The organism is Nocardia nova NBRC 15556 (assembly GCF_001613005.1).
GTDB classification, from domain to species: Bacteria; Actinomycetota; Actinomycetes; order Mycobacteriales; family Mycobacteriaceae; genus Nocardia; species Nocardia nova.
The window spans coordinates 1-24,282 of sequence record NZ_BDBN01000111.1 but is presented as its reverse complement, the minus strand read 5'-3'; the positions used below and the strand labels follow the sequence as shown (position 1 = coordinate 24,282).

Genomic DNA, 24,282 nt, shown 5'->3' with positions numbered 1-24,282 from the left:
TTTTCGAGCCCTATTTCTATCGGTTCGACATTTCCCGGAGCCGTTCATCGAGGGTGGCGAGTTGCTCGCTCGTCCCGTGCTCGCGCCATTCCGGCTTTTCGTGGTCGTCCAGATAGGCCCCGTGTTCGGTGAGGGTCAGGCGGGTGCCGGCCGCGGTTTCGGCGAATTCGACCGTGGTGAGCGAGACCGTCACGACGGCGTCGTCCACACCCATCGTGGAGGTGTAGACGATGCGCTCGCCGGGGACGATCTCCTGGTAGGTGGTCGTGAAGGTCATTCGCTTGCCCTCGTGCACACCGGCGGCGATCTCGCGACCTCCGACGCGGAAGTCGAGTTCGTGCTCGGTGCCGGGTGCGCTGAACCACTCGGCCTTCCGTTCCGGTTCGGCCCATGCGCCGAAAGCCGTTGCGGGAGTGACGGGGTAGTCGCGTTCGAGGGTGAAGGTGGAATGGACCAGGGAATGCGTGGGCGTCATGACGGCTCCTCGGGGTCGGGGTTGGTCCGCTCGGCGAGGGTGGCGCCGAGCGCGTCGAGGCGGCGTTCCCAGGGGGTCTGCCGCGCGTGTAACCAATCCTCGGCGGGCCGCAGCGCATCGGGTACCAGGTGGCAGGTGCGCACCCGGCCGATCTTCTCCGACCGCACCAGGCCGGCGTCCTGCAGTACCTGCAGATGCTGCACAACGGCCGCCAGGCTCATCTCCAGCGGCTCGGCCAGGGCACTGACTGCCGCCGGTCCCCGGCCGAGCCGCTCGAGCAGATATCTGCGGGTGGGGTCGGTGAGCGCCCGGAAGATCAGGTCCAGCCGCTCGGATTGGTTAAGCACCCACTTAAGTGTAGGAGCCTTACCCTGATAGTCAAGTAGTTACTTAACTGTGGTCGTGCGCGCGTGCTGCTTCGAACGGCAGCCGGTCGAAGATGAAGCGGCTGGTGGTGATTCGGCCGTCGGCGACGGTGACCAGTTCCGCCGCGGGGGCGCTCGGTACCGGAAGGGTCGCGGTGTCGTAGCAGACGAGCGCGGTGGTCTCGTCCCCGAAGGCGGCGAACATCGTTGCGCCGGTGAGGATTCGGGTGAAGGGTTCCATGAATTCGCGGTAGGCCGCCGCGCCCTCGAGGCGTCCCGCGGGTGCGTCGCAGACGATGTCGTCGGCGATGTAGCTCATTGCGCGATCGATGTCCTTTCCGGTCCAGGCTTCGAAATAGGCGAGGGCCACTCGGGCCGCGGGGCTGTCGTCGGCGATCATGTCGTTCTCTTCTCGGGTCGATGGAATCGTTCCCTGATACAGACACCGGCCGGACCGGGAACGGACCGGTTGTCGGTGCCCGATGTGAGGATGGGGCTGTGAGGGATGGTGCTGTGAGGAAAGGACGATGACGGACTCGTCGATCGCGCGCGGTGTGGATGAGCGGACCTTTCGTGAGCTCACCGAGCCCTACCGTGCCGAGTTGCGTACGCACTGCTACCGGATGCTGGGGTCGATGTACGACGCCGAGGACGCGTTGCAGGAGACGCTGCTCGCCGCGTGGCGCGGGATGGGCGAATTCCAGCAGCGGTCGTCGGTGCGCACCTGGCTCTATCGGATCGCGACCAACCGGTGCCTGAATTTCCGCCGGGCCGCACTGCGCCGGCCGGTCGCACCGCTGCCCTTCGACGCTCCGGAGCCGACGCGTCACGGCGAGGTGAGCTGGTTGCAGCCGTGTCCGGATGCGTTGCTGGACCCGCAGCAGGTGCTGACCGCGCGGGCCTCGGTCGAGTTGGCGTTCATCGCGCTGCTGCAACAACTTCCGCCGCGCCAGGCCGCCGTCCTCGTCCTGCGGGACGTGCTCGAATTCAGTGCGGCGGAGGTGGCCGACCTGCTCGGGCTCACTCCCATCGCCGTGAAGGCCGCGCTGCAGCGCGCTCGGGAACGGCTGTCCCGCAACACGGGCGGGCAGCCGGGGCCGGCGCCGGAGTCGCCCGCGGAACGCAGGCTCGGCGAGCGCTTCGCGCGGGCCTTCGAGGCCGCCGACGTGGGCGCCGTGGTCGCGCTGCTCACCGACGAAGCCTGGCTGACCATGCCGCCGTGGCCCCACGAGTACCGCGGCCGCGCGGCGATCGGCGAATTCCTCCGCGGTATTCCGGCATTTCGGGACGGGGCACAGATCCGGCTGCAATCGGTGCACGCCAATGGGCAGCCGGCATTCGGCTGCTATTCCCGGCGGGTGGACGGGACGTTTCGGGCGACCGGACTTCTGGTGACGACGTGCGGTCCGGATGGCATTTCGTCGCTCACGCATTTCCCGCCCGCCGAGAACTTCCCGCGCTTCGGCCTTCCGCTCGCGCTGCGGCCGCGCGGCACGACTATTTCCTGATGGAATCGTTGCGGAAATAAAACCTAGAAAATTCCTTCAAACTCTTCCGTTGTGTAGGTGTTATCGACTATCCTCCGTTTTGGCAAACCATCCGCGACATGAAGAGCGCAGTCATTGCATCGGCGCTCCGACCATAGAGACAACTTCCGGCTAACGCGCGGTCAGTCGGAGGTGTAAGCGAAGGGCCCGATCCATGACGAGGGAATCGGGCCCTTCGGTATTGTCTGGCGCAATGTCACAGGAAACGAACGCGGGTAGGATGTACGCCGGGCAGCCCGTAGAAGACCGGCAGCGGCAGCGACGTGCGCGTTTTCTGGAATCCGGACTGACTGTGTTCGCCAGAGACGGGTATGCCAATAGCTCGGTCGGAGCCATTTGCAAAGACGCCGGACTTTCCTCGCGTCAGTTCTACGAGGAGTTCACCGGGCGCGAATCGCTGCTGCTGGAACTCTACGAACAGATCGACCGGGAATCCCGGGACGCGGTGGTCGCCGCGCTGGACGCGCATGCCGATGCCAGTGCCATCGAGATCATCGACGCCGGGGTGCGCGCCTATATCGAGTCCATCGGGCGCGATCCGCGCAAGGCCCGCGTCGCTCTGGTCGAGGTGGTAGGCGCCGGGCCGAAGGTGGAGAAGTTCCGGTTGGAGCTGCGGCGCGCATGGGGTGCGCTGCTGGCCGGAGCGGCCGAGGATGCGGCGCTGCAGGGCGAGATTCCCGGCGGCGACTACGAAACGCGCATGCTCGCCATCATCGGTGCGGTGAATTACGTGGTCGACGAGTGGAGCGGTTCGGAGCCACGCCGGCCTCTCGACGAGGTGATCAGGGTGTTGCGCCGGGTCATCATGGGTGCGGTCAGCGCCTGATCGACGAAGCATCGTGCTGCCGAACGGGATTCGCTCTAGCATCGATACGTGCATGTTTCGCCGGGGGGCGGGCAGTCCCCGACATTTGTCGTCTGTGGCGACAACCCGCTCGTCCATCAGCTGGCACTGCAGCTGACCACCCGGTTCCCCGACGCCACCGTGACCGCGGTGCTGCCGAATCGCAACGGTAGCTACGTACCGCAGCTGGAGAAGCTGGACCGGGTCCGGATTCTGTGCGCCGAGCGCCTGGACGAAGCCGTTCTGCGCGCGGCCGGGGTGGAGCGGGCGCTGGCCCTGGCCCTGGTGGATCAGGCGGATGTGGAGAACTTCCACGCCGCGCTGCGCGCGCACGAACTCAACCCTCGGATTCGGCTGGTCATTCGAATGTTCAACACCGGCTTGGGTTTTCGCATCCGCCGGTTGTTCTCCGACTGTGTGGTGCTCTCGATCTCGGAGATGGCCGCGCCGTCGTTCATCGCCGCGGCCCTCGGCGAGAAGGCGCAGGGTTATCTGCGGCTGGGGGAACGCACGCTGTATGTCGCGGCGGTCGGTGATGCGCCGCCGGACCGGGTGGTGTCCGGACTGGCCGGCGGGCCCGGCGCAATCGCGTTGCGCTCGCCGCACGCACCGGCGGACCGGGTGCTGGCGCTGGCCGGGCGGGTGCCGTACTCCCCCGGGGCGCGGCGGCGTTGGCTGAATCAGCTGCGCTATCTGGTCCGCCACGATCTGATCCGGCTGCTGCTGGTGATGCTGATCATCATCGCGGCCGTGTGCGTCATGATGGTGTTGATCGGAAACAGCTGGGGCACAGCGGTATACGAAACACTGCTGGATTCGGCGGGTGCGGCGCAGCCGGAGCCGGGGCGCGAACCGCTGTTCAAGATCCTGCAACTGGGGGTGGTCTTCACCGGGCTGGCGATGACGCCGGTGATCACCGCGCTGGTGGTGGGCGGAGTCCTGCGGGCGCAGCTCTCGGAATATTCGATCGACCCCTCGCGAATGGAAAACCACGTGGTGGTCGCGGGATTGGGCAATGTCGGGATGCGCGTGGTGGAACAGTTGCGCGACCTCGGCGTACCGGTGGTCGGGCTGGACTACGACGAGAACGCGCGCGGCATCGCGCTGGCTCGCAGCCTCGGGGTGCCGGTGGTGATCGGTCAGGCCACCTGGGAGGACACGTTGCGTGCGGTAGGTGTGCCGAAGGCGCGTGCGCTGGTCCTGCTGACCTCCAGTGACGCGGTGAATCTGGAGGCCGCGATGCTCGGCCAGTCCTACCGTGACGATCTGCGGGTGGTGCTGCGCGTCTCCGACGACGACCTGGCCGACCGGGTACAGCGCAGCCTCGGGAAGGCGGTGGTACGCAGCGTCTTCCAGTTGGCGGCCGACGGATTCGCCGCGGCGGTGGTGGAGCGGCGGGTGATTGCGACCCTGACGATCAACCAGGCCACACTGCTGGTCGCGGAGGTTCCGGTGGAGCCGGGATCGGCGCTGATCGGGCTGCGGATCGCCGACCTCGGATCGGCGGAGCACACCCGGGTCATCGCGGTGCAGCCGGCGGTCGGCGACACGCTCGAATGGCAGCCCGCGGCGCAGAGGGTGCTCGCCGCGGGCAACCAGCTGGTGGTGGTGGCGACCCGGCTGGGGCTCGAGGAACTGCTGGAGCGTAGTTGCGCACCCGCGGTGAACGACACGGCACGCGAGGCCATCGTGGCGGCGGAAGCGCTGGTCGCGGACGCGGCGGAGGAATTGGTGGCCGACGCGGCAGAAGAGTTGGTGGCCGACGCGGCGAGAGAATCGGTCGCCGACGTGACAGAGGAATCGGTGGCCGACGCGGCAAGGGAATCGGCGGGCGGCGCGGCGGACGAATCGGTCGACGCGGCGAGAGGATCGGTCGCCGACGGGGGAATGGTTGCGGAGGTGGCGGGCCGGTCTGTCGCCGACGCGAAGGCCGAGGGGCTCGCCGGTACGCAGGGCGATGTCGCGGAGGACGCGGTGGATCCGGAGACCGGTCAGCGATCCGCGGACGGGTCGGCCGAGCCGGATGCGGTGGGTTCCTGAAGCGGTGAGCTCGTGAGGCGGTGGGCTCCTGCGGCTCGCGCACCGGGCGGCCTTGTGAGCTGGTGAAGAAGCGGGCCGGGCGTCGGCGGCCGGGGTGTGGCTCGCGGTAGCGTGCGCGTATGGAGACGATTCCGATCCAGATGCCGGACGGGTCGACGGTGCCGGTGCGGTTCGTCGCCGCGAGCGGTCCGCACCGGCACGCCATCACCGCGGACGCCCCGCGCCCGGTCATCGTGATCATTCCGGGCCTGGGTGTGCCGGGCGAGTACTACGGGGATTTCGCGCGGGAGCTGGCGCGGCGCGGATTCGATGCGGCGATCGGGGAGTTGCGGGGTAACGGTGACAGCCGGCCGAAGCCGAGTTCGTCCAGTACCTACGGCTACCACGAGCTGGTGTCGGTCGATTTTCCGGCGATCTTCGAGGCCGTGCGCACCCGTTTCCCGGACAGTACGCCGATGCTGCTCGGGCACAGCATGGGTGGCCAGCTCGGGGTCATGTACGCCGCGCGGATCCGGGGTCGCCTGGGCGGGCTGATTCTCGTCGCCTCCGGCACGCCCTACTACCGGGGATACGGCGGAATCGCCCGCTCCGCAATGCTGGTCGGACCGGCCGCCATCTCGCTGACCGCGAACCTCGCCGGTTTCTGGCCGGGCGATCGAATCACCGCCGGCGGATTCGGCCGGCAGTCCAAGGTGCTGATCTCCGATTGGGCGCGGCTGGCCCGCACCGGCCGGTTCGTGCCGGTCGGCGCCGATATCGACTACGACGAGCGCATCGCGCGGCTCACCCTGCCGGTCCTCTCGATCACCGTCGACGGCGACGATCTCACCCCGCGCAGTTCGGCCGCACACCTGCTGGAGAAGCTGCCCAAGGCGCGTGTGAGCACGTGGCACGAGCCGAAACCGTTGGGACACAACGGCTGGATCACCGATCCGGAAACGACCGTCGACCGCATCGAGAAGTGGGTGCGCGACCTGTAGCCGAACACCGCCGATTCCGGGGTCGCGAGTGCTTCAATAGACGAATGCGCAGGTGGGTCGCCCGCCGTAACCGGTGCTCCGGCCGTCGTCTCGCGTCGGCTCGACCACGAGCGCGGCGGGAATGACGACGCGGCCGGGCGCCGCCTCCGGATCCACACTCGTCTTGGCGGTGCTGGGTTCCGGTCAATTCCTGATGACCCTCGACAGTTCCGTCATGAACGTCTCGATGGCGACGGTCGCCCACGACGTCGGCACGACGATCACCGGAATCCAAACCGCCATCACGCTGTACACGCTGGTGATGGCATCGCTGATGGTCACCGGTGGCAAGGTCGGGACGATTCTCGGGCGGCGGCGGGCATTCGGCGTCGGATTGGTCGTCTACGGCGCGGGCTCGCTGGTCACCGGGCTGGCGCCGAATCTGGGTGTGCTGCTGCTGGGCTGGTCGCTGCTGGAAGGCATCGGGGCGGCGTTGATCATGCCGGCGATCGTGTCGCTGGTGGCGGCGAACTTCGCCCGCGAACGCCGCGCCGCCGCATACGGACTCGTGGCCGCGGCCGGTGCGATGGCCGTGGCCGTAGGCCCGCTCGTGGGCGGGGCGGTGACGACCTTCGCGTCCTGGCGGTACGTGTTCTTCGGCGAGGTCGTGGTCGTGGTCGCGATTCTGCTGGTGCTGCGCCGCGTGGCAGACGTACCGGCGCAGCGGGTGCACTTGGACCTTCTGGGTTCGGTGTTGTCGGTCGTCGGGCTGGGGGCCGTGGTGTTCGGGGTACTGCGGTCCAGCGAATGGGGATGGATTCGCCCACGCCCCGGCGGTACCGAGATCGCGGGTTTGTCGCCGGTGATCTGGTTGATCCTGGCGGGCCTGCTGGTGCTGTACGCCTTCCTGCGGTGGCAGAACCGGCTGGTGAGTTCCGGCCGGGAGCCGCTGGTCGACCCCCGGTTGTTCGGCAATCGCCGGCTCGGGGGCGGGTTGGCGATGTTCTTCGCGCAGTTCGCGGTTCAGGCCGGAGTGTTCTTCTCGGTACCGCTGTTCCTGTCGGTGGTGCTGGAATTGAGTGCGCTCGAGACCGGTGTGCGCATCCTTCCGCTGTCGATCGCGCTCGTCGCCGCCGCCGCGGGAATTCCCAAACTAGCGCCGCGGGCGAATCCACGGCGGGTGGTGCGCCTCGGCCTGGGGTCGATGATCATCGGAATTCTGTTGCTGGCCGGCGGCATGGATCCCGGAGCGAATGCCGCGGTGGTGGCGGTGCCGATGTTGTTCATGGGCCTGGGCCTGGGGGCCCTCTCCTCGCAACTGGGCGCGATCACGGTGTCGGCGGTGCCGGATTCGCAGAGTGCGGAGGTCGGCGGGCTGCAGAACACCGCGACGAATCTCGGCGCCTCGCTCGGCACCGCGCTGATCGGCTCCATTCTCATCGCCACGCTGACCTCCTCGGTGATCAGCGGGATCGAGAACAACCCCGCGGTCCCGCCCTCGGTCGCGCAGCGGGCCGGAACCGAACTGGCCGATGGCGTGCCGTTCCTGTCGAATACCCAACTGCAACAGTCGCTCACCGCCGCCGGAGTCGATCAGTCGACCGCCGACGCGGTCGTCGCGGTCAATTCCGATGCCCGGCTGCTGGCGTTGCAGGTGGCCTTCGCGGTGACGGCGATGCTGGCCGTGATCGCGTTGTTCTTCACCGGCCGGCTACCGCGGCGTGCCGTCGGCTCCGATCCGGACGCCGACACCGCGGCCGGCGAGCGGACCGGAGCCGGGTAGCGCTACCTGGCTGCCAGATTGCCCCGCTCGACACTGCCCTGGTCGACACTGCCCTGGTCGACATTGCCCTGGTCGACATTGCCCTGGTCGACATTGCCTTGGGGGCTGCCGGGTCCGGCATTGCCTGTGCCGGAGCCGTTGTGACCGAGCGCGCGGGCCTTCAGCTGGGCGAACTCGGTGGCGTCGATCGTCCCGGAGTCCAGCAGGGCCTTGGCGTCGGCGATCTGCTCGGCGGGCGACTTGCCCGCCACCTGGCGGATGTAGTCGTCGGCGGCCTGCTTGGCTTCCGCATGAGCGTGCTGGGCGCGCTCGGCCATGCCCTTTCCGCGCGCGACCAGATAGACCAGAGCCGTGATGTAGGGGAATATCACCAGGCAGATCACCCATGCGGCCTTGGCGATGCCGGAGACCGTGTGATCGCGGAACAGATCGGTCAGGATCTGGAACAGGATGATCAGGTAGGCCACGAAGGCGAACACCAGAATCGTGTACCAGACGTAGTCCCAGAACGTATCCATGATGTGTGTGCTCCTCTCGAGAACCCGCTACCGAACCGCGGTGGTCGGCGAGATGGCCGAATCGGTGAGTCGCTGACGGGCAAGCCGTTCGACGAGGTCCGGTAGGGCCGGGACCGGTGATCCGCGCAGGTCTCGGAGGGCGCTCGCGACAGCGATCTCGATGGCCCGGTGTGGCGCCCGACCGCTGTCGGTGTGCGCGTTGCGAATCCTGTCGTTTTCGGTCCTCGAACCGAGAATGGCAGTGCGATAGATCACGCTCCAGAGCCCAAAGGCCCTGGTCGCCGCAGGCCTTTGGTCATCTGTTTCGAGAGTGGGACGCGTCGGTCAGGCGGTGGTCCGCCGCTCGATCAGCATCTGGGTGAAGAACTCGTAGATCAGCGCGGATTGGAAGGCCATCTGCTTGTTGTCGGCCGCGCCGCCGTGCCCGCCCTCGATGTTCTCGTGGTACCAGACGGTCCGGCCCTGAGATTCCAGCAGTGCCGCCATCTTCCGGGCGTGGCCGGGATGGACCCGGTCGTCGCGGGTGGAGGTGGTGAGCAGGATAGGCGGGTACGGGCGTGCCGGATCGGCCGCCATCGCGCGCTGATAGGGCGAATACTCGCTGATGTACTGCCACTCCTCGGGCTTGTCCGGGTCGCCGTATTCGGCGATCCAGGACGCGCCGGCCAGCAGCAGGTGGTAGCGCTTCATATCCAGCAGCGGCACCTGGCAGACGATGGCGCCGAACAGTTCCGGATAGCGGGTCAGCATCACGCCCATCAGCAGGCCGCCGTTGCTGCCGCCGACCGCACCGAGTTGTTCCGCGGTCGTGATATCCCGCGCGACGAGGTCTTTCGCGACCGAGGAGAAATCCTCGTAGACCTTGTAGCGGTTGGCCTTCTGCACCTGAGTGTGCCATTCGGGTCCGTACTCGCCGCCGCCGCGGATGTTGGCCATCACCCAGGTGCCGCCGCGTTCGAGCCAGCCCATTCCCGAGGCGCCGCTGTAGCCGGGGGTGCGGGAGACCTCGAAGCCGCCGTAGCCCGAGACGACGGTCGGGCCGGGCCGGTCCCTGTGGTCGCGGTGGCGAATCACGAAGTACGGCACCATTGTTCCGTCGTCGGAGCGCGCGAAGAACTGCTCGGTGTCGATGCCCTCGGCGTCGAAATACGCCGGTTCCCGCTTGAGGGCTACCGCCGGGCTGCCTACCGAACCCGCCAGCAGCGTCGCCGGAGTGGTGAAACCGCTTGTGGTGAGCATGAATTCGTCACCGCTCTCCAGCGGATCCAGATTCATGACGTTGGTGGTCGCCATCGGCGGGGTGTCGGCGAGCGGTTCGCGGGTCCAGCCCGCGCCCGGGACCGTCGCCGTGCCGGGAGTCAGGACGTACAGCTTGGTCTGCACGTCCTCCAGCGTGATCAGCAGTAGGTGGTTCTCGGTCCAGCCGTAGCCGTGCAGTGAGGTGTGCGCGTCGGGTTCGAAGACCACCTCGAACTCGCGTGCGCCGCCGAAGAAGTCGTCGATGTCGATGGCCAGCAGGGCGCCGGCGGGATAGCTGCGCCCGCCCACCTCCCACGGCGATTTCAACTGCACCAGCAGCCAATCCTTGTACCAGGACTCGGAGGCGTCGGTGGGTACGTCGATATGCCGCAGCGTGCCGTCGGGATCCAGCAGATAGACCGATTCGTTGAAGAAGTCGGTGGCGCGGGCGACGTAGTGGCGCTCGTATCCGGGCGTGCGATCGTAGCCGGCCGAGACCATCACATCACCCGGCTCGCCCTCGAAGACGGTTTCCGCCTCCGACAGCGGGGTGCCGCGGCGCCAGCGCTTGGCCAGCCGCGGATATCCCGAGTCGGTGAGCGTGCCGGGGCCGAAATCCGTTCCCACGTAGACGGTGTCGACATCGATCCAGCGCACCTGTGATTTGGCCTCGGGCAGGTGGAAGCCGCCCGCTGCCGCCGGGCGGAATTGCCGTGTGGTCAGATCGAATTCGCGCACCACCTTGGCGTCGGCCCCGCCGCGGGACAGGCTGATCAAGGCCAGTTTCTGCTCCGGGCGCAGCACCGCCGCACCGCCCCAGACCCAGTTCTCGTCCTCGGCCGTGGCCAGGGCGTCCAGGTCGATGAGCACATCCCAGGCCGGATCGTCACCGCGATATTCGTCGAAGGTGGTGCGCCGCCACAGCCCGCGGGGGTGTTCGGCGTCGCGCCAGAAGTTGTAGAGCCAGGGTCCGCGTCGCGTCGGGTACGGGATGCGGGTGTCGGTGTCGAGCATGGCGAGGATGCGATGGTCGAGGGCGTCGAACCGGTCGGAGGTGGCGAAGCGTTCGATCACCACCTCGTTGTGTGCCCGCGCCCAGGACAGGGCACGTTCGCCGGTGACATCCTCGAGCCACAGGTACGGGTCGGTCGTTTGCTCGGCGCCGCTCATGGGTCACATTGTGGCCTACCGGTCGGTCCGCCGACGGGCGAGAGGTGCGGCGGGTGCGTCGCGCCGCCGTGTCCGGTCGCCGCGTGCGGTCACGACTCCGTACAGTTGCGGGACGCCTCGCCGACGCCGGAAGGAGGACCGCGGTGGCACATCCGCTCTGGGAGCAGCACTGCTGCCTGCCGATCCTCCCGTCCGCCGATGTCACCGAACTGACGCGCTATCCGGCCGGCTCATACCTGTCGGTGAATGTGGGGTACTCACTGCATTCGATCGAGGATGCGCTGGCCATGATTGACCTGCTGCGACGGAAGGCGCTGGCGGACGGGCGTTTCCGGCTCGTCGAGTCCGTCGGCGACACCGAGGTGACATCCGGTCCCCGGGGCCGCATCGCGCTCGCCTTCGATCTGGAGGATTCGCGGCCGCTCGACGGCGATCCGGACAACATCGCGCTGTTCCATTCGCTCGGCGTGCGTTCGCTGCTGCCGACCTACAACCACGCCAACGCCGCCGGCGGCGGCTGCCTGGACCCCGACGATCGCGGCCTGACTCCCTACGGCCGCACGATCATCCGCACGCTCGGTGAGGTCGGGATGTTCGCCGACGGGTCGCATTGTTCGCGGCGGACCGGACTGGAGATCGCCGAGGTCGCGGGTGGGCCGATGATCTACAGCCACTCCAATTTCGCGGCGCTGTGGCCGCATCCGCGCAATATCGGCGACGACCAGGCGCGTGCCTGCGCTGCGACCGGTGGGGTGATCGGGATCAACGGCGTCGGAATCTTTCTGGGCCGCAACCGCGTCGAGGGGCGGGCCGCGCGCATCGAGGCGATGGCCGACCACATCGCCTACGGTGCCGATCTGGTCGGTGTCGAGCACATCGGGATCGGTTCGGACTTCTCCTTCGACGGCGACCAGTTCAACGCGGAGATCGCGGCCGCGCCGGAGAACTTCTCCGAGGACTACACGCGGTGGGGGCCGCTGCAGTGGGTGCCGCCCGAGGATCTGCTCGGACTGCCGCGTCTGCGGATGGATGTGGACAACCCGGACGCCCGGCCCGGCGTCGCCGGACTGGACGAAGTCCTGGCCCGGAGGGGTTTCATCGACTCCGAACGCGCGGCGATCTTCCACGGCAATTTCGCCCGTGCCGCACGAGAGGTCTGGAAGTAGACGCACGCTGTGGCCGCCCTCTCACCCCTGCGGGGGATGGATGAGTGAGCTTTCGGCAACAGCGCTAGGCTCGTTCCCGTGACTTCCCACTACGATGTCGTCGTTCTCGGCGCTGGTCCCGGCGGTTACGTCGCCGCGATCCGCGCCGCTCAACTCGGCCTGCGAACAGCGATCGTCGAGCAGAAATACTGGGGTGGCGTGTGCCTGAACGTCGGGTGCATTCCGTCCAAGGCACTGCTGCGCAACGCGGAGCTGGCCCATATCTTCACCAAGGAAGCGAAGACGTTCGGTATCTCCGGACAGGCGAGCTTCGACTTCGGTGCCGCCTTCGACCGAAGTCGTAAGGTCGCGGACGGCCGGGTCAAGGGCGTCCACTTCCTGATGAAGAAGAACAAGATCGACGAGTTCGACGGGAAGGGCACCTTCACCGACGCGAACACCCTCTCGGTCGAGCTGAGCAGCGGCGGCACCGAAACCGTCACCTTCGACAACGTCATCATCGCCACCGGCACCGAGACCAAGCTGCTGCCGGGCACCTCGCTGTCGCAGAACGTGGTGACCTACGAGGAGCAGATCCTGACCCGGGATCTGCCGGGGTCGATCCTGATCGTCGGCGCGGGCGCGATCGGTATGGAGTTCGGGTACGTCCTCAAGAACTACGGCGTGGACGTGCGGATCGTGGAGTTCCTCGACCGCGCGCTGCCGAACGAGGACGCCGATGTCTCCAAGGAGATCACCAAGGCGTACAAGAAGCTCGGCATCACCATCACCACCGGTGCCTCGGTGCAATCCATCGAGGACAACGGTTCCAAGGTCACCGTTTCGATCAAGGACAACAAGTCCGGTTCGGTCGAGACCGTCACCGTCGACAAGGTGCTGCAGGCCGTCGGTTTCGCGCCGCGGGTGAAAGGCTTCGGCCTGGAGAACACCGGTGTGCAGCTGACCGAGCGCGGCGCCATCGCGATCGACGACTATATGCGCACCAACGTGCCGCACATCTACGCCATCGGCGATGTCACGGCGAAGCTGCAGCTGGCGCACGTGGCCGAGGCGATGGGTGTGGTCGCGGCCGAGACCATCGGGGGCGCCGAGACGCTGCCGCTGGGCGACTACCGGATGATGCCGCGCGCGACGTTCTGCCAGCCGCAGGTCGCCAGCTTCGGCCTCACCGAACAGCAGGCGCGCGACGAGGGGTACGACGTGAAGGTCGCGACCTTCCCGTTCACCGCCAACGGCAAGGCGCACGGCCTGGGCGATCCGACCGGTTTCGTGAAGCTGGTCGCCGACGCGAAGTACGGCGAGCTGCTCGGTGGCCACCTGATCGGCCCGGATGTGTCGGAGCTGCTGCCCGAGCTGACGCTGGCCCAGAAGTGGGACCTCACCGTCAACGAACTCGCGCGCAACGTGCACACCCACCCGACGCTGAGCGAGGCGCTGCAGGAGGCGTTCCACGGTCTCGCGGGTCACATGATCAACTTCTGATCTCCGCGCCGACGGCCCGGTATCGGCGAATACGCCTGGTACCGGGCCGTTTTCGTGTCCGGGCGATCAGTCGCGGTGGTAGATGTCCTGCGCCGTCGAGATGACGTCGATGTTGTCCTCGAGAATCGCGATCAGGCCGTACAGCTGATCGGCGACCTGTTCGCCCAGTTCGGTGAGGGTGTATTCGACGCGCGGGGGGATGGTCTGCTGGACCTCGCGGTGAATCATGCCGTCGCGTTCGAGGGCCTGCAGGGTTTGCGACAGCATGCGTTCGCTGATGCCGTCGACCCGGCGCCGCAGCGCGCTGAAACGGTAGGGACCTTCACGCAGCGCGACGAGGGCCAGTGCGCCCCAGCGGCTCGCGACATTCTGCAGCACCGGCCGGGAGCGGCAGTTGCGCGCGAAGACGTCGGCTTCCAGGGTCGGATCGGCGTCGTCCGCCGATCGCAGTTGCCGGCTCGTCATGCTCTTGATGCTACCCATCGCTGCGGTAGTGAACTTTTCATCTGTAGTGCGGGAATATCAGGTACTAACTAATAGTTAGTGCAAATGTTTCGTACACCAGAGCTGGAGGTTGGGTTATGACCGTCGCCGTCACCGGGGCAAGCGGGCAGCTGGGCCGTCTCGTCGTCGAGGCGCTGTCGAACAGGAATGCGGGGCCCGTCGTCGCGGTCGTCCGGGACCCGGTCAAGGTCGCCGACCTGGCCGAGCGCGGTGTGCAGGTGCGGCAGGCCGCCTATGACGATCCGGAAGCGCTGGACCGCGCCCTCGCGGGTGTTGATCGGCTACTGCTGGTGTCCGGCAACGAATTCGGTGCGCGGGTCGACCAGCACACCACTGTCGTGCGCGCCGCCGAGCGGGCCGGGGTGCGGCTGCTGGCCTACACCAGCATTCCCCGCGCCGAGCGGAATCCGATGATTCTCGCGCAGGAGCATCGCGGCACCGAAGAGGTGATCGCGGAATCCGCTGTGCCGCATACTTTCCTCCGTAACAGCTGGTACTGGGAGAACTATCTGAACGGTCTCGACGCGACTCTGGAATCGGGCGTGCTGTACGGCTCGGCCGGGGACGGACTGGTATCCGCCGCCGCGCGAGCCGACTACGCCGAGGCTGCCGCGGTGGTTCTGACCACCGACGGTCATGCGGGACAGGTCTACGAACTCGGTGGTGACGAGCATCTGTCGCTCGCCGATGTGGCGCGGGTGATCTCGGCGGCGTCCGGCAAGCCGGTGCGGTATCAGGATCTGCCGCAGGACGAGTATGTGGCGGGATTGGAAAAGGCCGGCGTGCCCGGTGATTTCGCGCGGGTGCTGGCCGATTCCGATGCCGGACTGGCTGCGGGATGGCTGGATGTGACCAGCGGTGATCTGCGGAAACTGATCGGCCGGCCGTCGACGTCCGCGGCCGAGGTGCTGGGTGACGCGCTCGGCCGCTGAACGGGTCAGGATCCGGTCGCGCCCGCGGCGTAGGTGCTCGGATCGCCGACCCACTGGACCAGTTGAATGATGATGCCGTTGGGGTCGACCGCCTGGAAATAGCGCTCGCCCCACGGCTCGGTTTCGATCGGTGTCACGATCTCGACCCCTTCGGCTCGCACGCGCTCGTATTCGGCGTCGATCTCGTCGACCGTGAAGACGATCAGCAACCCCTGGCCGGCCGCACCCGCGACGCGGGCCGGTTTGAACGTGTCCAGCCCGGTGCGCAGGAAGATCACGTGGAATCCGGCGTCGGGGCGGGTCAGCGAGACGAATCCGTCGGCCGACATGTCGACGGTGAATCCGAAATGGGTGCCGAGGAATTTCGCCGACGCGTCCGGGTCGGCAACGTTGAGCGAGACGGCGGATGCGGTGATGTTCACGGTCCTCCTCGGGGCGGGCGCGCGGCACGGTGCCGCGCGATCCGATAATTCTCTACTAAGTATACTGTACATGGTAGAGAGTTATTCCCGCCGCGCGCGCGACTCGATACGATGCGCACGACGCCGAACCGCGGCGGCATGGCAGGCGAGACCGGGAGATCGGGTGCGAGAGAATTCGGCCGAGCAGCGGCCCCGCCGGGCGCGCGTCGCCGGTGAGCGATCCAGCGCCGGCGATCCCGCTCGCACGCTGGAGTTGCTCTGGCGGCAGCCGGGCCGCGCGTCCGGGCGCGGCCCCAGACAGCGCAGCAGCGTCGACGAGGTCGTGGCGGCGGCGGTGGATATCGCCGATGCCGAGGGGCTGGAGGCGCTGACGATGCGGGCGGTCGCCGCGAAACTCGGGCTGACTCCGATGGCCACCTATACCTACGTGCCCGGTAAGGCCGAGCTGCTCGACCTCATGCTCGATGCGGTCTACGGCCGGATGCCGCGCACGGACCTGACCGGAAAGTCGTGGCGCGAACGCGTATGCGCCGTCGCGCAGGACAATCGCTCGATGCTCGCCCGCCACCGCTGGGTGGCCGCGGTGCCGACCACCCGGCCACCGCTGGGTCCGGGCCTCGCCGCGAAATACGACCACGAACTGAGCGCCTTCGACGGGCTCGGACTGAGCGATGTCGAGATGGACGCGGCGTTGACCTACCTGCTCGGCTTCGTCACCGCGGTGGCGCGCATCGCGATCGATACCGATCGTGCGGCCGCCGACAGCGGGCTGTCGGATCGCGAATGGTGGGAACGCACGGCCCCGGTCCTGGAACAGGTCTTCGATCCGCAGCGTTATCCGCTGGCCGCGCGGGTCGGCTCGGCCGCCGGACAGGCTCACGACAGCGCCTACAGCGCCGAGCACGCCTGGAATTTCGGTCTGGCGCGCGTCCTGGACGGCCTGGCCGTCCTCGTCGAACGGTCCGAGGCGTCCGACTGACCCGCCGAGTCCGTCCGGCTCAGTGGTCGGTCTGGATCCGAAGGGTGGTGATGGTGCTGGCCAGACCTTCGTATTGGTTTGCCAGCAGGACGATTTCGATGAGGCGCTTCTCGTCGTAGTGCTGCGCCAGGGCCGACCAGGCGGCATCGTCGACGTCGCGAGTAGTGACCAGTTGGTCCACAGCGGTGAGCAGCGCGCGTTCCTTGTCCGACCAGCCCTCGGCTTCGGGCCCGGTGCGCAGGCGCGCCAGGATGTCCTTGGTGACACCGGCGCGTTTGCCCAGGCGGATGTGGTGGTCGGTCTCGTATTCGCAGTTCCGCAGATGTGCGACGCGCAGGATGACCAGTTCGGTCTCGTAGCGCGACAGTTTGCCGCCGGGCATCAACCGGCCGGAGAAGTGCAGCCAGCCGCGGAACAGGCCACCGGTGCGGCCGAGCGTGCTGAACAGGTGGGCGTCGTCGGTACCCGCCGCGCGGGAAAGCACCTGCCAGACAACCCAATTCACCGGGCCCAGTTCGCGCAGGCGACCGGGTGCGATCCGTGGCTCCGTCGACACCATGCCCCACGCTAACAAAAATGACGCGCACCGGTGGCTGCCTCGCTGGACCGTCGCGCGTACCTGCGGTCTCGGCGAGCTCCGCGGGGCCCGGGCCGACAGATTCCGGCTGTCGGCCCGGGGCATATCACCGCTGAGCGGCGAGCAGGATCAGGTCGGCCACGGCGCTGGGGTCGGATACGGAAACCGCGTGCGACGCCTGGACTTCGACGGTGTGCGCGCCCGCCCGTTCGGACATGAACCGCTGCGACTCCACGGGGATGTTCTTGTCTTCGGTGGTGACCAGGGAATAGGCCGGGACGGCGCGCCATGCGGCTACCGAAGCCGGCTGCTCGAGCGCGGCGAGCGCGACCGGGCGCTGGGTGATCGCCATCGTCGCGGCGACGTCGGCCGGCACGTCGGCGGCGAACTGGGCGGGGAATTCGTCCTGGCGGATGTGCAGTTCGGTGCCCGCCGCCCCGGGAAGCGGATGGGCGACGGTGGTGGGTGCGAGCGTGGAACCGGGGAACTTGCCGGTCAGCTCCAGGGCGTTCTCGCCCTCCGCGGGAATGAAGGCCGCGACGTAGACCAGGGCCGTGACCGCGGGCTTGTCGTGCGCGGCGACGGTGATGACGCTGCCGCCGTACGAATGACCCGCCAGAACGATCGGGCCCTCGACGGTGTCGAGGACCGAAGCCACGTAGGCGGCATCGGTGTCGAGGCCGCGCAAGGGGTTGGCGGCGGCCAGCACGGGGTAGCCCTCGGCGCGCAGGCGTGTGATGACGCCGTTCCAACTCGAGGAATCGGCGAAAGCGCCGTGGACGAGGACGATGGTCGGCTTCGTGGTCATGGACATGCTCCTCTGGAGGATCGGATCGCGGCTCCTCGAGTCTCGATCACTCGCCGTGGCCTCGCCCCTCGCTGTGGGCCAGGTATCCACTGAATCGGGACATCGCCCGACCCGCGCGAAATATGCCGGAGTTCGGTGGCCGTCCGCTCAGCGCAGGACGTACGGGGAGATCGAGCTGCGGTGCTCGCTGATATCCAGGGACTTGCCCAGCGGCGGGAACGCGCGCTGCGGACAGTTGGCGCGTTCGCAGACACGGCAGCCGGCGCCGATCGGGGTGGCCTGGGGATCGGTGAGGTCCAGGCCGTCGGCGTAGACCACGCGTCCGGCGTGGCGCAATTCGCAGCCCAGGCCGATGGCGAAGGTCTTGCTGGGCTGCCCGTAGCGGGTGGCGCGCCGCTCGACCGTGCGCGCGATCCACAGATATTTGCGGCCGTCGGGCATCTGGGCGATCTGGGTCATGATCCGGCCGGGATAGGCGAAGGTCTCGTACACATTCCACAGCGGGCAGGTCCCGCCCGCGGAGGAGAAGTGGAATCCGGTGGCGGACTGGCGTTTCGACATGTTTCCCGCGCGATCCACGCGGACGAACGAGAAGGGCACCCCGCGCAGTTTGGGCCGCTGCAGGGTGGAGAGCCGGTGGCAGATCGTTTCGTAACTCTGCGCGAAGAACGCCGACAGCCGCTCGATGTCGTAGCGGAAATCCTCGGCCACCTCGTGGAAATGCGAGTACGGCAGCACCGTGGCCGCGGCGAAGTAGTTGGCGAGGCCGAGTTTCGCGAGCGTACGGGTGTCCTCGGAGGCGAAATTGCCCTCTTCGACCAATTTGTCGATCAGATCACCGCATTCCAGATATGCCAGTTCCGTGGCCAGTTTGAACACGCGCTGACCGCCCGACAGATGCGGGGCGATCTCGAGCTTGCGGGCCTCGGGGTCGTAGCGGTGCAGCACACCCTCGCCCAGGTCGATCCGCTCCACGATCTGCACGCCGTATCCGGTGGTGAGCCGGCGGGTGAGCTCGCGTCGCAGATCACCGCCGTGCAACCGCATGCGGGTCGCCAATTCCTCTGCGGCGGTATCCAATTCGTGGATGTAGTTCTGGCGCTGATAGAAGAAGTCGCGCACCTCCTCGTGCGGACGGGAGATGGCGCCCGAGCCGCTGCCGTCGGAGAAGCGGTCCTCGGTGGCCGCGGCCAGCTGCGCGGTCGTGTTGCGGTAGCGGCGGTGCATATTCACCAGCGCCCGGGCCAGGCTGGGATGGGCCGAGACCATATCGGCGATCTCCTGCGCATCGGCCTCGATGCCGAGTTCGGTGTCCATCACCACCTCTTGCAGCTCGGCGATCAGGCGAGTGTCGTCCTGGGAGGCGAAAAAACTGGTGTCTACGCCGAACACCTCACTGATCCGCAGCAGTACCGGTACCGTGAGCGGACGCACGTCGTGTTCGATCTGGTTGAGGTAGCTCGCCGAGATCTCCAGCTTCTTGGCGAGTGAGATCTGGCTCAGCCCCCGTTCGGTGCGCAGCTGTCGCAGTCGCGCCCCGACGTAAGTCTTGGCCATATGCCCAGACTATGGACCTTTCGCAAAGCTGCCAATGGAGAATTAGCAGTGGACTCGAGCTATATGTCACACCGAGCGGCTACCGTCGAGTCCGTGCTGCTTTCGGATGTGGTCGCGGCGTCGGAATCGGTGCGGGCATCGGCGTCGCGCAAGGTCAAGATCGCGGGTCTGGCCGAACTACTGGGCCGGGCCGAATCGGACGAATTGATGCCGGTCGTCGCGTGGATATCCGGTGAGCTACCGCAGGGCAGGCTGGGCGCGGGCTGGCGTACGGTCGCCGGCATCGAGGTGGAGCCCGCGCTCGAATCGACGCTCACCGTCGCCGCGGTCGATCAGGCGCTGACGGAATTGGCGGCCGTCGCCGGATCCGGATCGGTCGCGCGGCGGCGGGAACTACTCACCGCCCTGCTCGCTCGGGCGACCGGCGACGAACGCGCCTTCTTGATTCGCCTGCTGACCGGTGAGCTGCGCCAGGGCGCGCTGACCGCGATCGTCGCCGAGGCGGTGGCCCAGGCGGCCGACGTGCCGTCCGAGCTGGTGCGCCGGGCCTATATGCTCTCCGGCCGCCTGCCGGTGACCGCCGCCGCGGCCATCGCCGGCGGCGCGGAGGCGCTGTCGGAATTCCGGCTCGAGGTCGGCCGTCCGATTCAGCCGATGCTGGCCTCGCCCGGCGCCACACTCGACGATGTGCTCGGTGAATTCGAGGGTGACGTGAGCGTGGAGCACAAACTCGACGGTGCGCGGATTCAGGTGCATCGCAAGGGCTCTCAGGTCTGGGTGTTCACGCGCACGCTGCGCGACATCACCTCCGGCGTGCCGGAGCTGGTGCAGCTGGTCTCCGAATTACCTTGTGACAGTGTGGTTCTCGACGGCGAGACGCTGGCGCTCACGGACTCCGGCCGACCGCGTCCGTTTCAGGAGACGATGAGCCGGTTCGCCGCCGACCCGGCCTCGGAGGAGCCGCGACTGACGGTGAACTCGACCAGGGAACTGCTGTTGCATCCGTACTTCTTCGACTGCCTGCACCTGGACGGCCGGGATCTGCTCGATGCCCCGCTGCGTGAGCGGCGCGTGGCGTTGGCGAAAGTGGCGGGCGCGCAGATGATTCCGGCGCTGATCGATCCGGAGCCCGAGGCCGTCGCCGAATACTTCGACGGTGCGCTCGCCGCGGGGCACGAGGGCATCATGATCAAATCGCTGTCCGCACCGTATGCGGCCGGACGCCGCGGCCGGGCGTGGCAGAAGATCAAACCGGCGCACACCCTCGACCTGGTGGTGCTCGGCGCCGAATGGGGATACGGCCGCCGCACCGGCTACCTGTCGAATCTGCACCTGGGCGCGCGCGATCCGCACGGGGGCGATCCGATCATGGTCGGCAAGACCTTCAAGGGGCTCACCGACGCGCTGCTGCAGTGGCAGACCGCGGAATTTCCGCGCCACGAGCGCGCCCGCGACGGCCACACCGTCTATCTGTGGCCGGAGTTGGTCGTCGAGATCGCCCTCGACGGGGTGCAGACCAGCACGCGCTATCCCGGCGGCGTGGCACTGCGGTTCGCCCGGGTGGTGCGGTATCGGCCGGACAAGGAGCCCGCGCAGGCCGACACGATCGACGCCGTGCGCGCGTTGATGCCCGCCGGGCCGGAGGTGGGGGCGACCGCCTGACGGGAGGCGTCGGCTTGCCAGCCGTTTCACAGGAACATCCGGGGCTATCTCGAGGATGTCGGCGCAGGATCGGTGTGTCGGGTCGCCCGATGCGGATCGACTGCCCTGATCCGCTCATCAGCCATCGGCGGCGTCGGTCCCTCGCCCGCGCCGCCGTTCGGCCGGTGGTTCATTCCTCTTCGCGGTGACCGCTGAGATCCGGCAACCGGCACAGGCCGGCGGTCACCTCGCCGGCCAGATGGTCGTAGGCCACCGCCAATTCCGACAGCCGCCGCCAGGCGTCGTGCATGACGTATTCCGGTTCGTGCGTCAGCGTCAGATAGGCCAATGCGGAGAACTGGGCGAGCCGGTCGATCACCGTGCCGACCGTTTCGGTGTGCATGCGTGCGCCGCCGTGTGCCCGGGGTAATTCGGTGGCGACCCAGCGATCGATATCGGAAACCAGTTGGGCCCGATCGCGATCGATGTCCAGGGTCGGCCCGGGCGCGGCGGACAGTCTCTGCTCGTGCAATTCGCTGAGGCGCCACGCGCATTTCAGCACGGGGTGACCGTCGTAGGTCAGACCCCGGCAGGCCTCGAGCAGGAGGTGTTTGGGTGGGAGCGATTCCACGACCGTAATACTCCACGCCCAATGTTTCTGATTGGCATCGCTGCGTCGGTGACCTCGGCCGAATGCCACTGAGTCTCAGTGTCTTCCGCTGTTCGAGAGATGGGGGTGGGTGATTCGGGCATGCGGTTACTCGGTTCGGGAGGGCTGTGCGGGTGCCGCTTTCTCCAGGTCGTCGACGGTGCCGGACATGATCGTGCGGACGTGCTCGTCGATGTGCGCGAGCGGCCAGTCCCACCAGGCGAGGGCCAGCAGGCGGTCGATGTCGGCCGCGCTGTAGCGGTGGCGGATGAGCCGGGCGGGATTGCCGCCGACGATGCCGTAGTCCGGGACGTCGGAGGTCACCACGGAACCGGCGCCGACGATGGCGCCGTGACCGATGCGCACTCCGGGCAGCACCGTTGCGCCGTAACCGATCCATACGTCGTTGCCGACCACCGTGTCGCCGCGATTGGGCAGCTCCATGAGGAGGTCGACATGCCGGGACCATGCGCCACCCATGGTCGGGAACGGGAAGGTCGAGGGCCCGTCCATGCGGTGGTTGGCGCCGTTCATGATGAATCGCACGCCGGTGGCGAGGGCGCAGAACCTGCCGATGACGAGCTTGTCCGGACCGTAGTGGTAGAGGACATTGCGGGTTTCGAACGCGGTGGGATCGTCCGGATCGTCGTAGTAGGAGTATTCGCCGACCTCGATCAGCGGCGAGGTGACGAGGGGTTTCAGCAGGACGACTCGCGGCTGCCCGGGCATCGGATGCAGCGTGGTGGGAGGCGTGACGGGAAGTTGTTCGGGCATGCGGAATCCCTTCTGTCCGTGGCTGATCGGAAAGTGCGAAAACCGCGACTACCGCTTTGATGCGACGAATGTTGCTTCCCGATGATGGCATACGCCCTCCCGGGCGGGGAGTGCACCGCACCACGGTGTACCGGCGCTGGCGCGATGTTTGGTGTTGTTGCGGACCCCGGCCGACCCCGAGGGGCCGCGGCGGGCCGCCGCCGCGGCGGTGCCGGCGGCGCAGGCGGGTGCGTTCGCCGCGGGGTAGGGATTACGCGTCGCTGCCGTAGAACTCGGCGACGGCGGCGAATGCGGCTTTGGGTTCCCAGGTCATATCCGGGTAGGTGGCGCCGTGGCGGTCTTCGAATACTTTCACGATGCCCAGCCCGGCGAGGTCGAGGTCGTCGCGGGGGTCGCCGTCGGGTCGATGGGGATGACTGTGGAGCGCGAACAGGAACACGAAAGCGGAGTCCACACCCTCACCGTCGAAGATCTCGAGCAGGTCGCTGAGATAGGCGGCCTGCCCGGCCTCGTCGCGCACATAGTCGCCGTCCAGCCGGACCGGCGCACCCGTGACGGGGTCGTATTCGACGATCTCCATACTGCGCGGCGCCACATCGGCCGAACCTCGCCAGGTCGCGGTGCCGAAACCGGTGATCGCCAACGGCTTTCCCTGAGCGACCAGGGCGCGCACGCCGTCGCGAAACCGGTCGGCGACCTCGGCCGAGCGGATCAGCTCGACGGAAACAAAATCGAAAGGCACCCAGTCGATCTGCTCGTACGGGATAGCGCAGTAGGTGAGTTTGCCGAGGAAGTGGCGCCGCACCGCGGCCGCCGCGTCGCGCAGGAAGTCGTCGAGGCGGGCGCTCACCTCGGCTATCCGGTCACTACGCTCGCCGGGCTCGGAGAACAGGTGACCGACGCGATCCATCGCGGTCTCGCCCGGTAGGAAGCCGCGGTTCATCAATGTCAGTTCGACGCCGGTGACGAAGACGACCTCCGCGCCGGTGCGGCGAATGCGCTCGGCGCGCGGCGCGCACTCGCTGAACAGCGCGAGGATCTCGGCGGTCGTCAGCTCCAGCGGGTACGGCGAGAACCAGACCTCGAGGCCCAGCTCCGCGGCGTAGCCGGCGGCGAGTTCCAACCGCTCCGGGTCGCCGCCGGTGATCTGGACGGCCGTGCAGTGCAGATCGTCCCGGATGACGGCCAGTTCCCGGCGGACCACCGCTGGGTCGAACTCCGGCCGGGATGTACTGCCGTTCCGGACGAACCCGGTGTCGTAGGTCATTCCTTTGCCTCGCATGGATGGGCCCTTCTGTCTGGCGCGAGTGGATACGCCACCAAGCTAAGCGCAAAAAGTGCGTACACGCAATTTTGCGTGTACGCAGATATGGCATGATGGACCCGTGACCACGAGAGCCGTGACGACGAAGACGACGGGCTTGCGGGAGCGCAAGAAGCAAGCCACCCGGATGGCGCTGCGCGAGGCGGCGCTGCGGCTGGCCCTCGAGCGCGGGCCGGACGACGTGCGGGTCGAGGACATCGCCGAGGCCGCCGGGGTATCGCCGCGGACGTACAACAACTATTTCTCCAGCCGGGAAGAGGCGATCGTCGCCGCCGTCGGCGCGGACCGGGAGGCGCGGGTCGCCGCGGCGATCGCCGGGTATCCCGCGGACACGCGTTTGGCCTCGGCCGTCACCGAGGCGATCGTCGCGCAGTACTCCGATCCGGGCGACGAACATCGAGACGCACTGGTGCTGATCACCACTCACCCGGCGCTGCGCACGGCGTTCCTCGGCGCCACCGCGGCGATCACGCCCGCACTCGAGGATGTGATCGCCGCACGGGCGGCGGACGCCGGCGGGCTCACCG

At 67.6% G+C, this 24,282-nt stretch carries 23 protein-coding genes and 1 pseudogene; 11 read left to right on the top strand and 13 right to left on the bottom strand.

Translation table 11 applies throughout. From position 1 onward, the window contains the following. Positions 1-16: 16 nt before the first annotated feature. Genes NN2_RS31870 through NN2_RS31860 form a run of 3 tightly spaced genes read right to left on the bottom strand, consistent with a single transcriptional unit; the run spans position 17 to position 1,240 of the window. Entirely contained in the window at positions 17-475 is a 459-nt protein-coding gene (locus NN2_RS31870; protein ID WP_063018564.1) for an SRPBCC family protein, read from the bottom strand. After that, complete coding sequence (locus tag NN2_RS31865; protein ID WP_063018562.1) at positions 472-822, bottom strand: ArsR/SmtB family transcription factor; 351 nt, start codon at positions 820-822, stop codon at positions 472-474. The genes NN2_RS31870 and NN2_RS31865 overlap by 4 nt, the downstream gene beginning before the upstream one ends. A gap of 43 nt (positions 823-865) precedes the next feature. Continuing rightward, positions 866-1,240, bottom strand: a complete 375-nt coding sequence (locus NN2_RS31860) for a nuclear transport factor 2 family protein (protein ID WP_063018560.1) — start codon at positions 1,238-1,240, stop codon at positions 866-868. A 127-nt stretch (positions 1,241-1,367) separates the two neighbouring features. Here NN2_RS31860 and NN2_RS31855 point away from each other — a divergent pair, with 127 nt between their 5' ends. From NN2_RS31855 to NN2_RS31835, 5 genes are all read left to right on the top strand, one after another. After that, positions 1,368-2,348 (top strand): RNA polymerase subunit sigma-70, encoded by a 981-nt coding sequence (locus tag NN2_RS31855; RefSeq protein WP_063018558.1) that lies wholly within the window; start codon positions 1,368-1,370, stop codon positions 2,346-2,348. Between the two features lie 232 nt (positions 2,349-2,580). Further along, positions 2,581-3,213, top strand: a complete 633-nt coding sequence (locus NN2_RS31850) for a TetR/AcrR family transcriptional regulator (RefSeq protein WP_245658937.1) — start codon at positions 2,581-2,583, stop codon at positions 3,211-3,213. 48 nt (positions 3,214-3,261) lie between these two features. After that, positions 3,262-5,271, top strand: a complete 2,010-nt coding sequence (locus NN2_RS31845; protein WP_063018553.1) for an NAD-binding protein — start codon at positions 3,262-3,264, stop codon at positions 5,269-5,271. Positions 5,272-5,390: 119 nt separating this feature from the next. Further along, the gene (locus tag NN2_RS31840) at positions 5,391-6,251 is read left to right on the top strand and encodes an alpha/beta hydrolase family protein (RefSeq protein ID WP_030518742.1); all 861 of its coding nucleotides are present in this window, start codon (positions 5,391-5,393) and stop codon (positions 6,249-6,251) included. Between the two features lie 121 nt (positions 6,252-6,372). Continuing rightward, the gene (locus tag NN2_RS31835; RefSeq protein WP_063018547.1) at positions 6,373-8,013 is read left to right on the top strand and encodes an MFS transporter; all 1,641 of its coding nucleotides are present in this window, start codon (positions 6,373-6,375) and stop codon (positions 8,011-8,013) included. Positions 8,014-8,141: 128 nt separating this feature from the next. On the opposite strand, the pseudogene NN2_RS31830 reads toward NN2_RS31835, so the two are convergent. Both NN2_RS31830 and NN2_RS31820 read right to left on the bottom strand, forming a co-directional pair. Then, positions 8,142-8,531: pseudogene (locus NN2_RS31830) on the bottom strand (SHOCT domain-containing protein); the annotation flags it as partial. Positions 8,532-8,855: 324 nt separating this feature from the next. Continuing rightward, positions 8,856-10,940: a prolyl oligopeptidase family serine peptidase gene (locus NN2_RS31820; protein WP_063018543.1), complete on the bottom strand. Its 2,085-nt coding sequence runs from the start codon at positions 10,938-10,940 to the stop codon at positions 8,856-8,858. Between the two features lie 143 nt (positions 10,941-11,083). Between NN2_RS31820 and NN2_RS31815 the strand changes: the two genes are divergently transcribed. Both NN2_RS31815 and lpdA read left to right on the top strand, forming a co-directional pair. Further along, the gene (locus NN2_RS31815; protein ID WP_063018541.1) at positions 11,084-12,106 is read left to right on the top strand and encodes a dipeptidase; all 1,023 of its coding nucleotides are present in this window, start codon (positions 11,084-11,086) and stop codon (positions 12,104-12,106) included. A gap of 78 nt (positions 12,107-12,184) precedes the next feature. Beyond that, positions 12,185-13,588, top strand: coding sequence for a dihydrolipoyl dehydrogenase (gene lpdA, locus NN2_RS31810; protein WP_030518736.1), 1,404 nt, complete (start codon positions 12,185-12,187; stop codon positions 13,586-13,588). 66 nt (positions 13,589-13,654) lie between these two features. Here lpdA and NN2_RS31805 read toward each other — a convergent pair whose 3' ends face one another. Next, a complete protein-coding gene (locus NN2_RS31805; RefSeq protein ID WP_063018566.1) occupies positions 13,655-14,053 on the bottom strand; it encodes a winged helix-turn-helix transcriptional regulator in 399 nt (132 codons plus the stop codon). A gap of 116 nt (positions 14,054-14,169) precedes the next feature. Between NN2_RS31805 and NN2_RS31800 the strand changes: the two genes are divergently transcribed. Continuing rightward, positions 14,170-15,024, top strand: a complete 855-nt coding sequence (locus tag NN2_RS31800) for an SDR family oxidoreductase (RefSeq protein WP_063018539.1) — start codon at positions 14,170-14,172, stop codon at positions 15,022-15,024. Positions 15,025-15,029: 5 nt separating this feature from the next. On the opposite strand, the gene NN2_RS31795 is transcribed toward NN2_RS31800, so the two are convergent. Further along, entirely contained in the window at positions 15,030-15,446 is a 417-nt protein-coding gene (locus NN2_RS31795; RefSeq protein WP_063018537.1) for a VOC family protein, read from the bottom strand. A gap of 163 nt (positions 15,447-15,609) precedes the next feature. Here NN2_RS31795 and NN2_RS31790 point away from each other — a divergent pair, with 163 nt between their 5' ends. Beyond that, a complete protein-coding gene (locus NN2_RS31790) occupies positions 15,610-16,425 on the top strand; it encodes a TetR/AcrR family transcriptional regulator C-terminal domain-containing protein (protein ID WP_063018535.1) in 816 nt (271 codons plus the stop codon). Between the two features lie 19 nt (positions 16,426-16,444). Here NN2_RS31790 and NN2_RS31785 read toward each other — a convergent pair whose 3' ends face one another. The 3 genes from NN2_RS31785 to ramB all read right to left on the bottom strand — a co-directional run bounded on the left by NN2_RS31785 (position 16,445) and on the right by ramB (position 19,367). After that, complete coding sequence (locus tag NN2_RS31785) at positions 16,445-16,984, bottom strand: carboxymuconolactone decarboxylase family protein (RefSeq protein WP_030518731.1); 540 nt, start codon at positions 16,982-16,984, stop codon at positions 16,445-16,447. Positions 16,985-17,108: 124 nt separating this feature from the next. Further along, positions 17,109-17,810 (bottom strand): alpha/beta fold hydrolase, encoded by a 702-nt coding sequence (locus NN2_RS31780; protein WP_104407527.1) that lies wholly within the window; start codon positions 17,808-17,810, stop codon positions 17,109-17,111. Positions 17,811-17,957: 147 nt separating this feature from the next. After that, complete coding sequence (ramB, locus tag NN2_RS31775; protein ID WP_030518729.1) at positions 17,958-19,367, bottom strand: acetate metabolism transcriptional regulator RamB; 1,410 nt, start codon at positions 19,365-19,367, stop codon at positions 17,958-17,960. A gap of 93 nt (positions 19,368-19,460) precedes the next feature. On the opposite strand from ramB, the gene NN2_RS31770 reads away from it, so the two are divergent. Further along, positions 19,461-21,029, top strand: a complete 1,569-nt coding sequence (locus tag NN2_RS31770; protein WP_063018530.1) for an ATP-dependent DNA ligase — start codon at positions 19,461-19,463, stop codon at positions 21,027-21,029. A 169-nt stretch (positions 21,030-21,198) separates the two neighbouring features. Here NN2_RS31770 and NN2_RS31765 read toward each other — a convergent pair whose 3' ends face one another. The 3 genes from NN2_RS31765 to NN2_RS31755 form a co-directional block, all read right to left on the bottom strand. Next, a complete protein-coding gene (locus NN2_RS31765) occupies positions 21,199-21,639 on the bottom strand; it encodes a DUF4254 domain-containing protein (RefSeq protein WP_063018528.1) in 441 nt (146 codons plus the stop codon). Between the two features lie 126 nt (positions 21,640-21,765). Next, positions 21,766-22,431 carry a CatB-related O-acetyltransferase gene (locus NN2_RS31760; RefSeq protein ID WP_063018526.1) on the bottom strand — a complete coding sequence of 222 codons (666 nt, stop codon included), beginning with the start codon at positions 22,429-22,431 and terminating at the stop codon, positions 21,766-21,768. 250 nt (positions 22,432-22,681) lie between these two features. Further along, entirely contained in the window at positions 22,682-23,713 is a 1,032-nt protein-coding gene (locus tag NN2_RS31755; protein WP_063018524.1) for a glycoside hydrolase family 113 protein, read from the bottom strand. 103 nt (positions 23,714-23,816) lie between these two features. On the opposite strand from NN2_RS31755, the gene NN2_RS31750 reads away from it, so the two are divergent. After that, the coding region (locus NN2_RS31750; RefSeq protein ID WP_245658936.1) for a TetR/AcrR family transcriptional regulator at positions 23,817-24,282 on the top strand (466 nt) is incomplete at its 3' end.

Excerpts from the sequence above, each read along its gene's own strand:
- NN2_RS31870 (WP_063018564.1), bottom strand. The coding sequence starts at position 475 with ATGACGCCCACGCATTCCCTGGTCCATTCCACCTTCACCCTCGAACGC.
- NN2_RS31860 (WP_063018560.1), bottom strand. The coding sequence starts at position 1,240 with ATGATCGCCGACGACAGCCCCGCGGCCCGAGTGGCCCTCGCCTATTTC.
- NN2_RS31855 (WP_063018558.1), top strand. The coding sequence starts at position 1,368 with ATGACGGACTCGTCGATCGCGCGCGGTGTGGATGAGCGGACCTTTCGT.
- NN2_RS31850 (WP_245658937.1), top strand. The coding sequence starts at position 2,581 with ATGTCACAGGAAACGAACGCGGGTAGGATGTACGCCGGGCAGCCCGTA.
- NN2_RS31840 (WP_030518742.1), top strand. The coding sequence starts at position 5,391 with ATGGAGACGATTCCGATCCAGATGCCGGACGGGTCGACGGTGCCGGTG.
- NN2_RS31835 (WP_063018547.1), top strand. The coding sequence starts at position 6,373 with ATGACGACGCGGCCGGGCGCCGCCTCCGGATCCACACTCGTCTTGGCG.
- NN2_RS31820 (WP_063018543.1), bottom strand. The coding sequence starts at position 10,940 with ATGAGCGGCGCCGAGCAAACGACCGACCCGTACCTGTGGCTCGAGGAT.
- NN2_RS31805 (WP_063018566.1), bottom strand. The coding sequence starts at position 14,053 with ATGACGAGCCGGCAACTGCGATCGGCGGACGACGCCGATCCGACCCTG.
- NN2_RS31800 (WP_063018539.1), top strand. The coding sequence starts at position 14,170 with ATGACCGTCGCCGTCACCGGGGCAAGCGGGCAGCTGGGCCGTCTCGTC.
- NN2_RS31785 (WP_030518731.1), bottom strand. The coding sequence starts at position 16,984 with ATGGTGTCGACGGAGCCACGGATCGCACCCGGTCGCCTGCGCGAACTG.
- NN2_RS31780 (WP_104407527.1), bottom strand. The coding sequence starts at position 17,810 with ATGACCACGAAGCCGACCATCGTCCTCGTCCACGGCGCTTTCGCCGAT.
- ramB (WP_030518729.1), bottom strand. The coding sequence starts at position 19,367 with ATGGCCAAGACTTACGTCGGGGCGCGACTGCGACAGCTGCGCACCGAA.
- NN2_RS31760 (WP_063018526.1), bottom strand. The coding sequence starts at position 22,431 with ATGCCCGAACAACTTCCCGTCACGCCTCCCACCACGCTGCATCCGATG.
- NN2_RS31755 (WP_063018524.1), bottom strand. The coding sequence starts at position 23,713 with ATGCGAGGCAAAGGAATGACCTACGACACCGGGTTCGTCCGGAACGGC.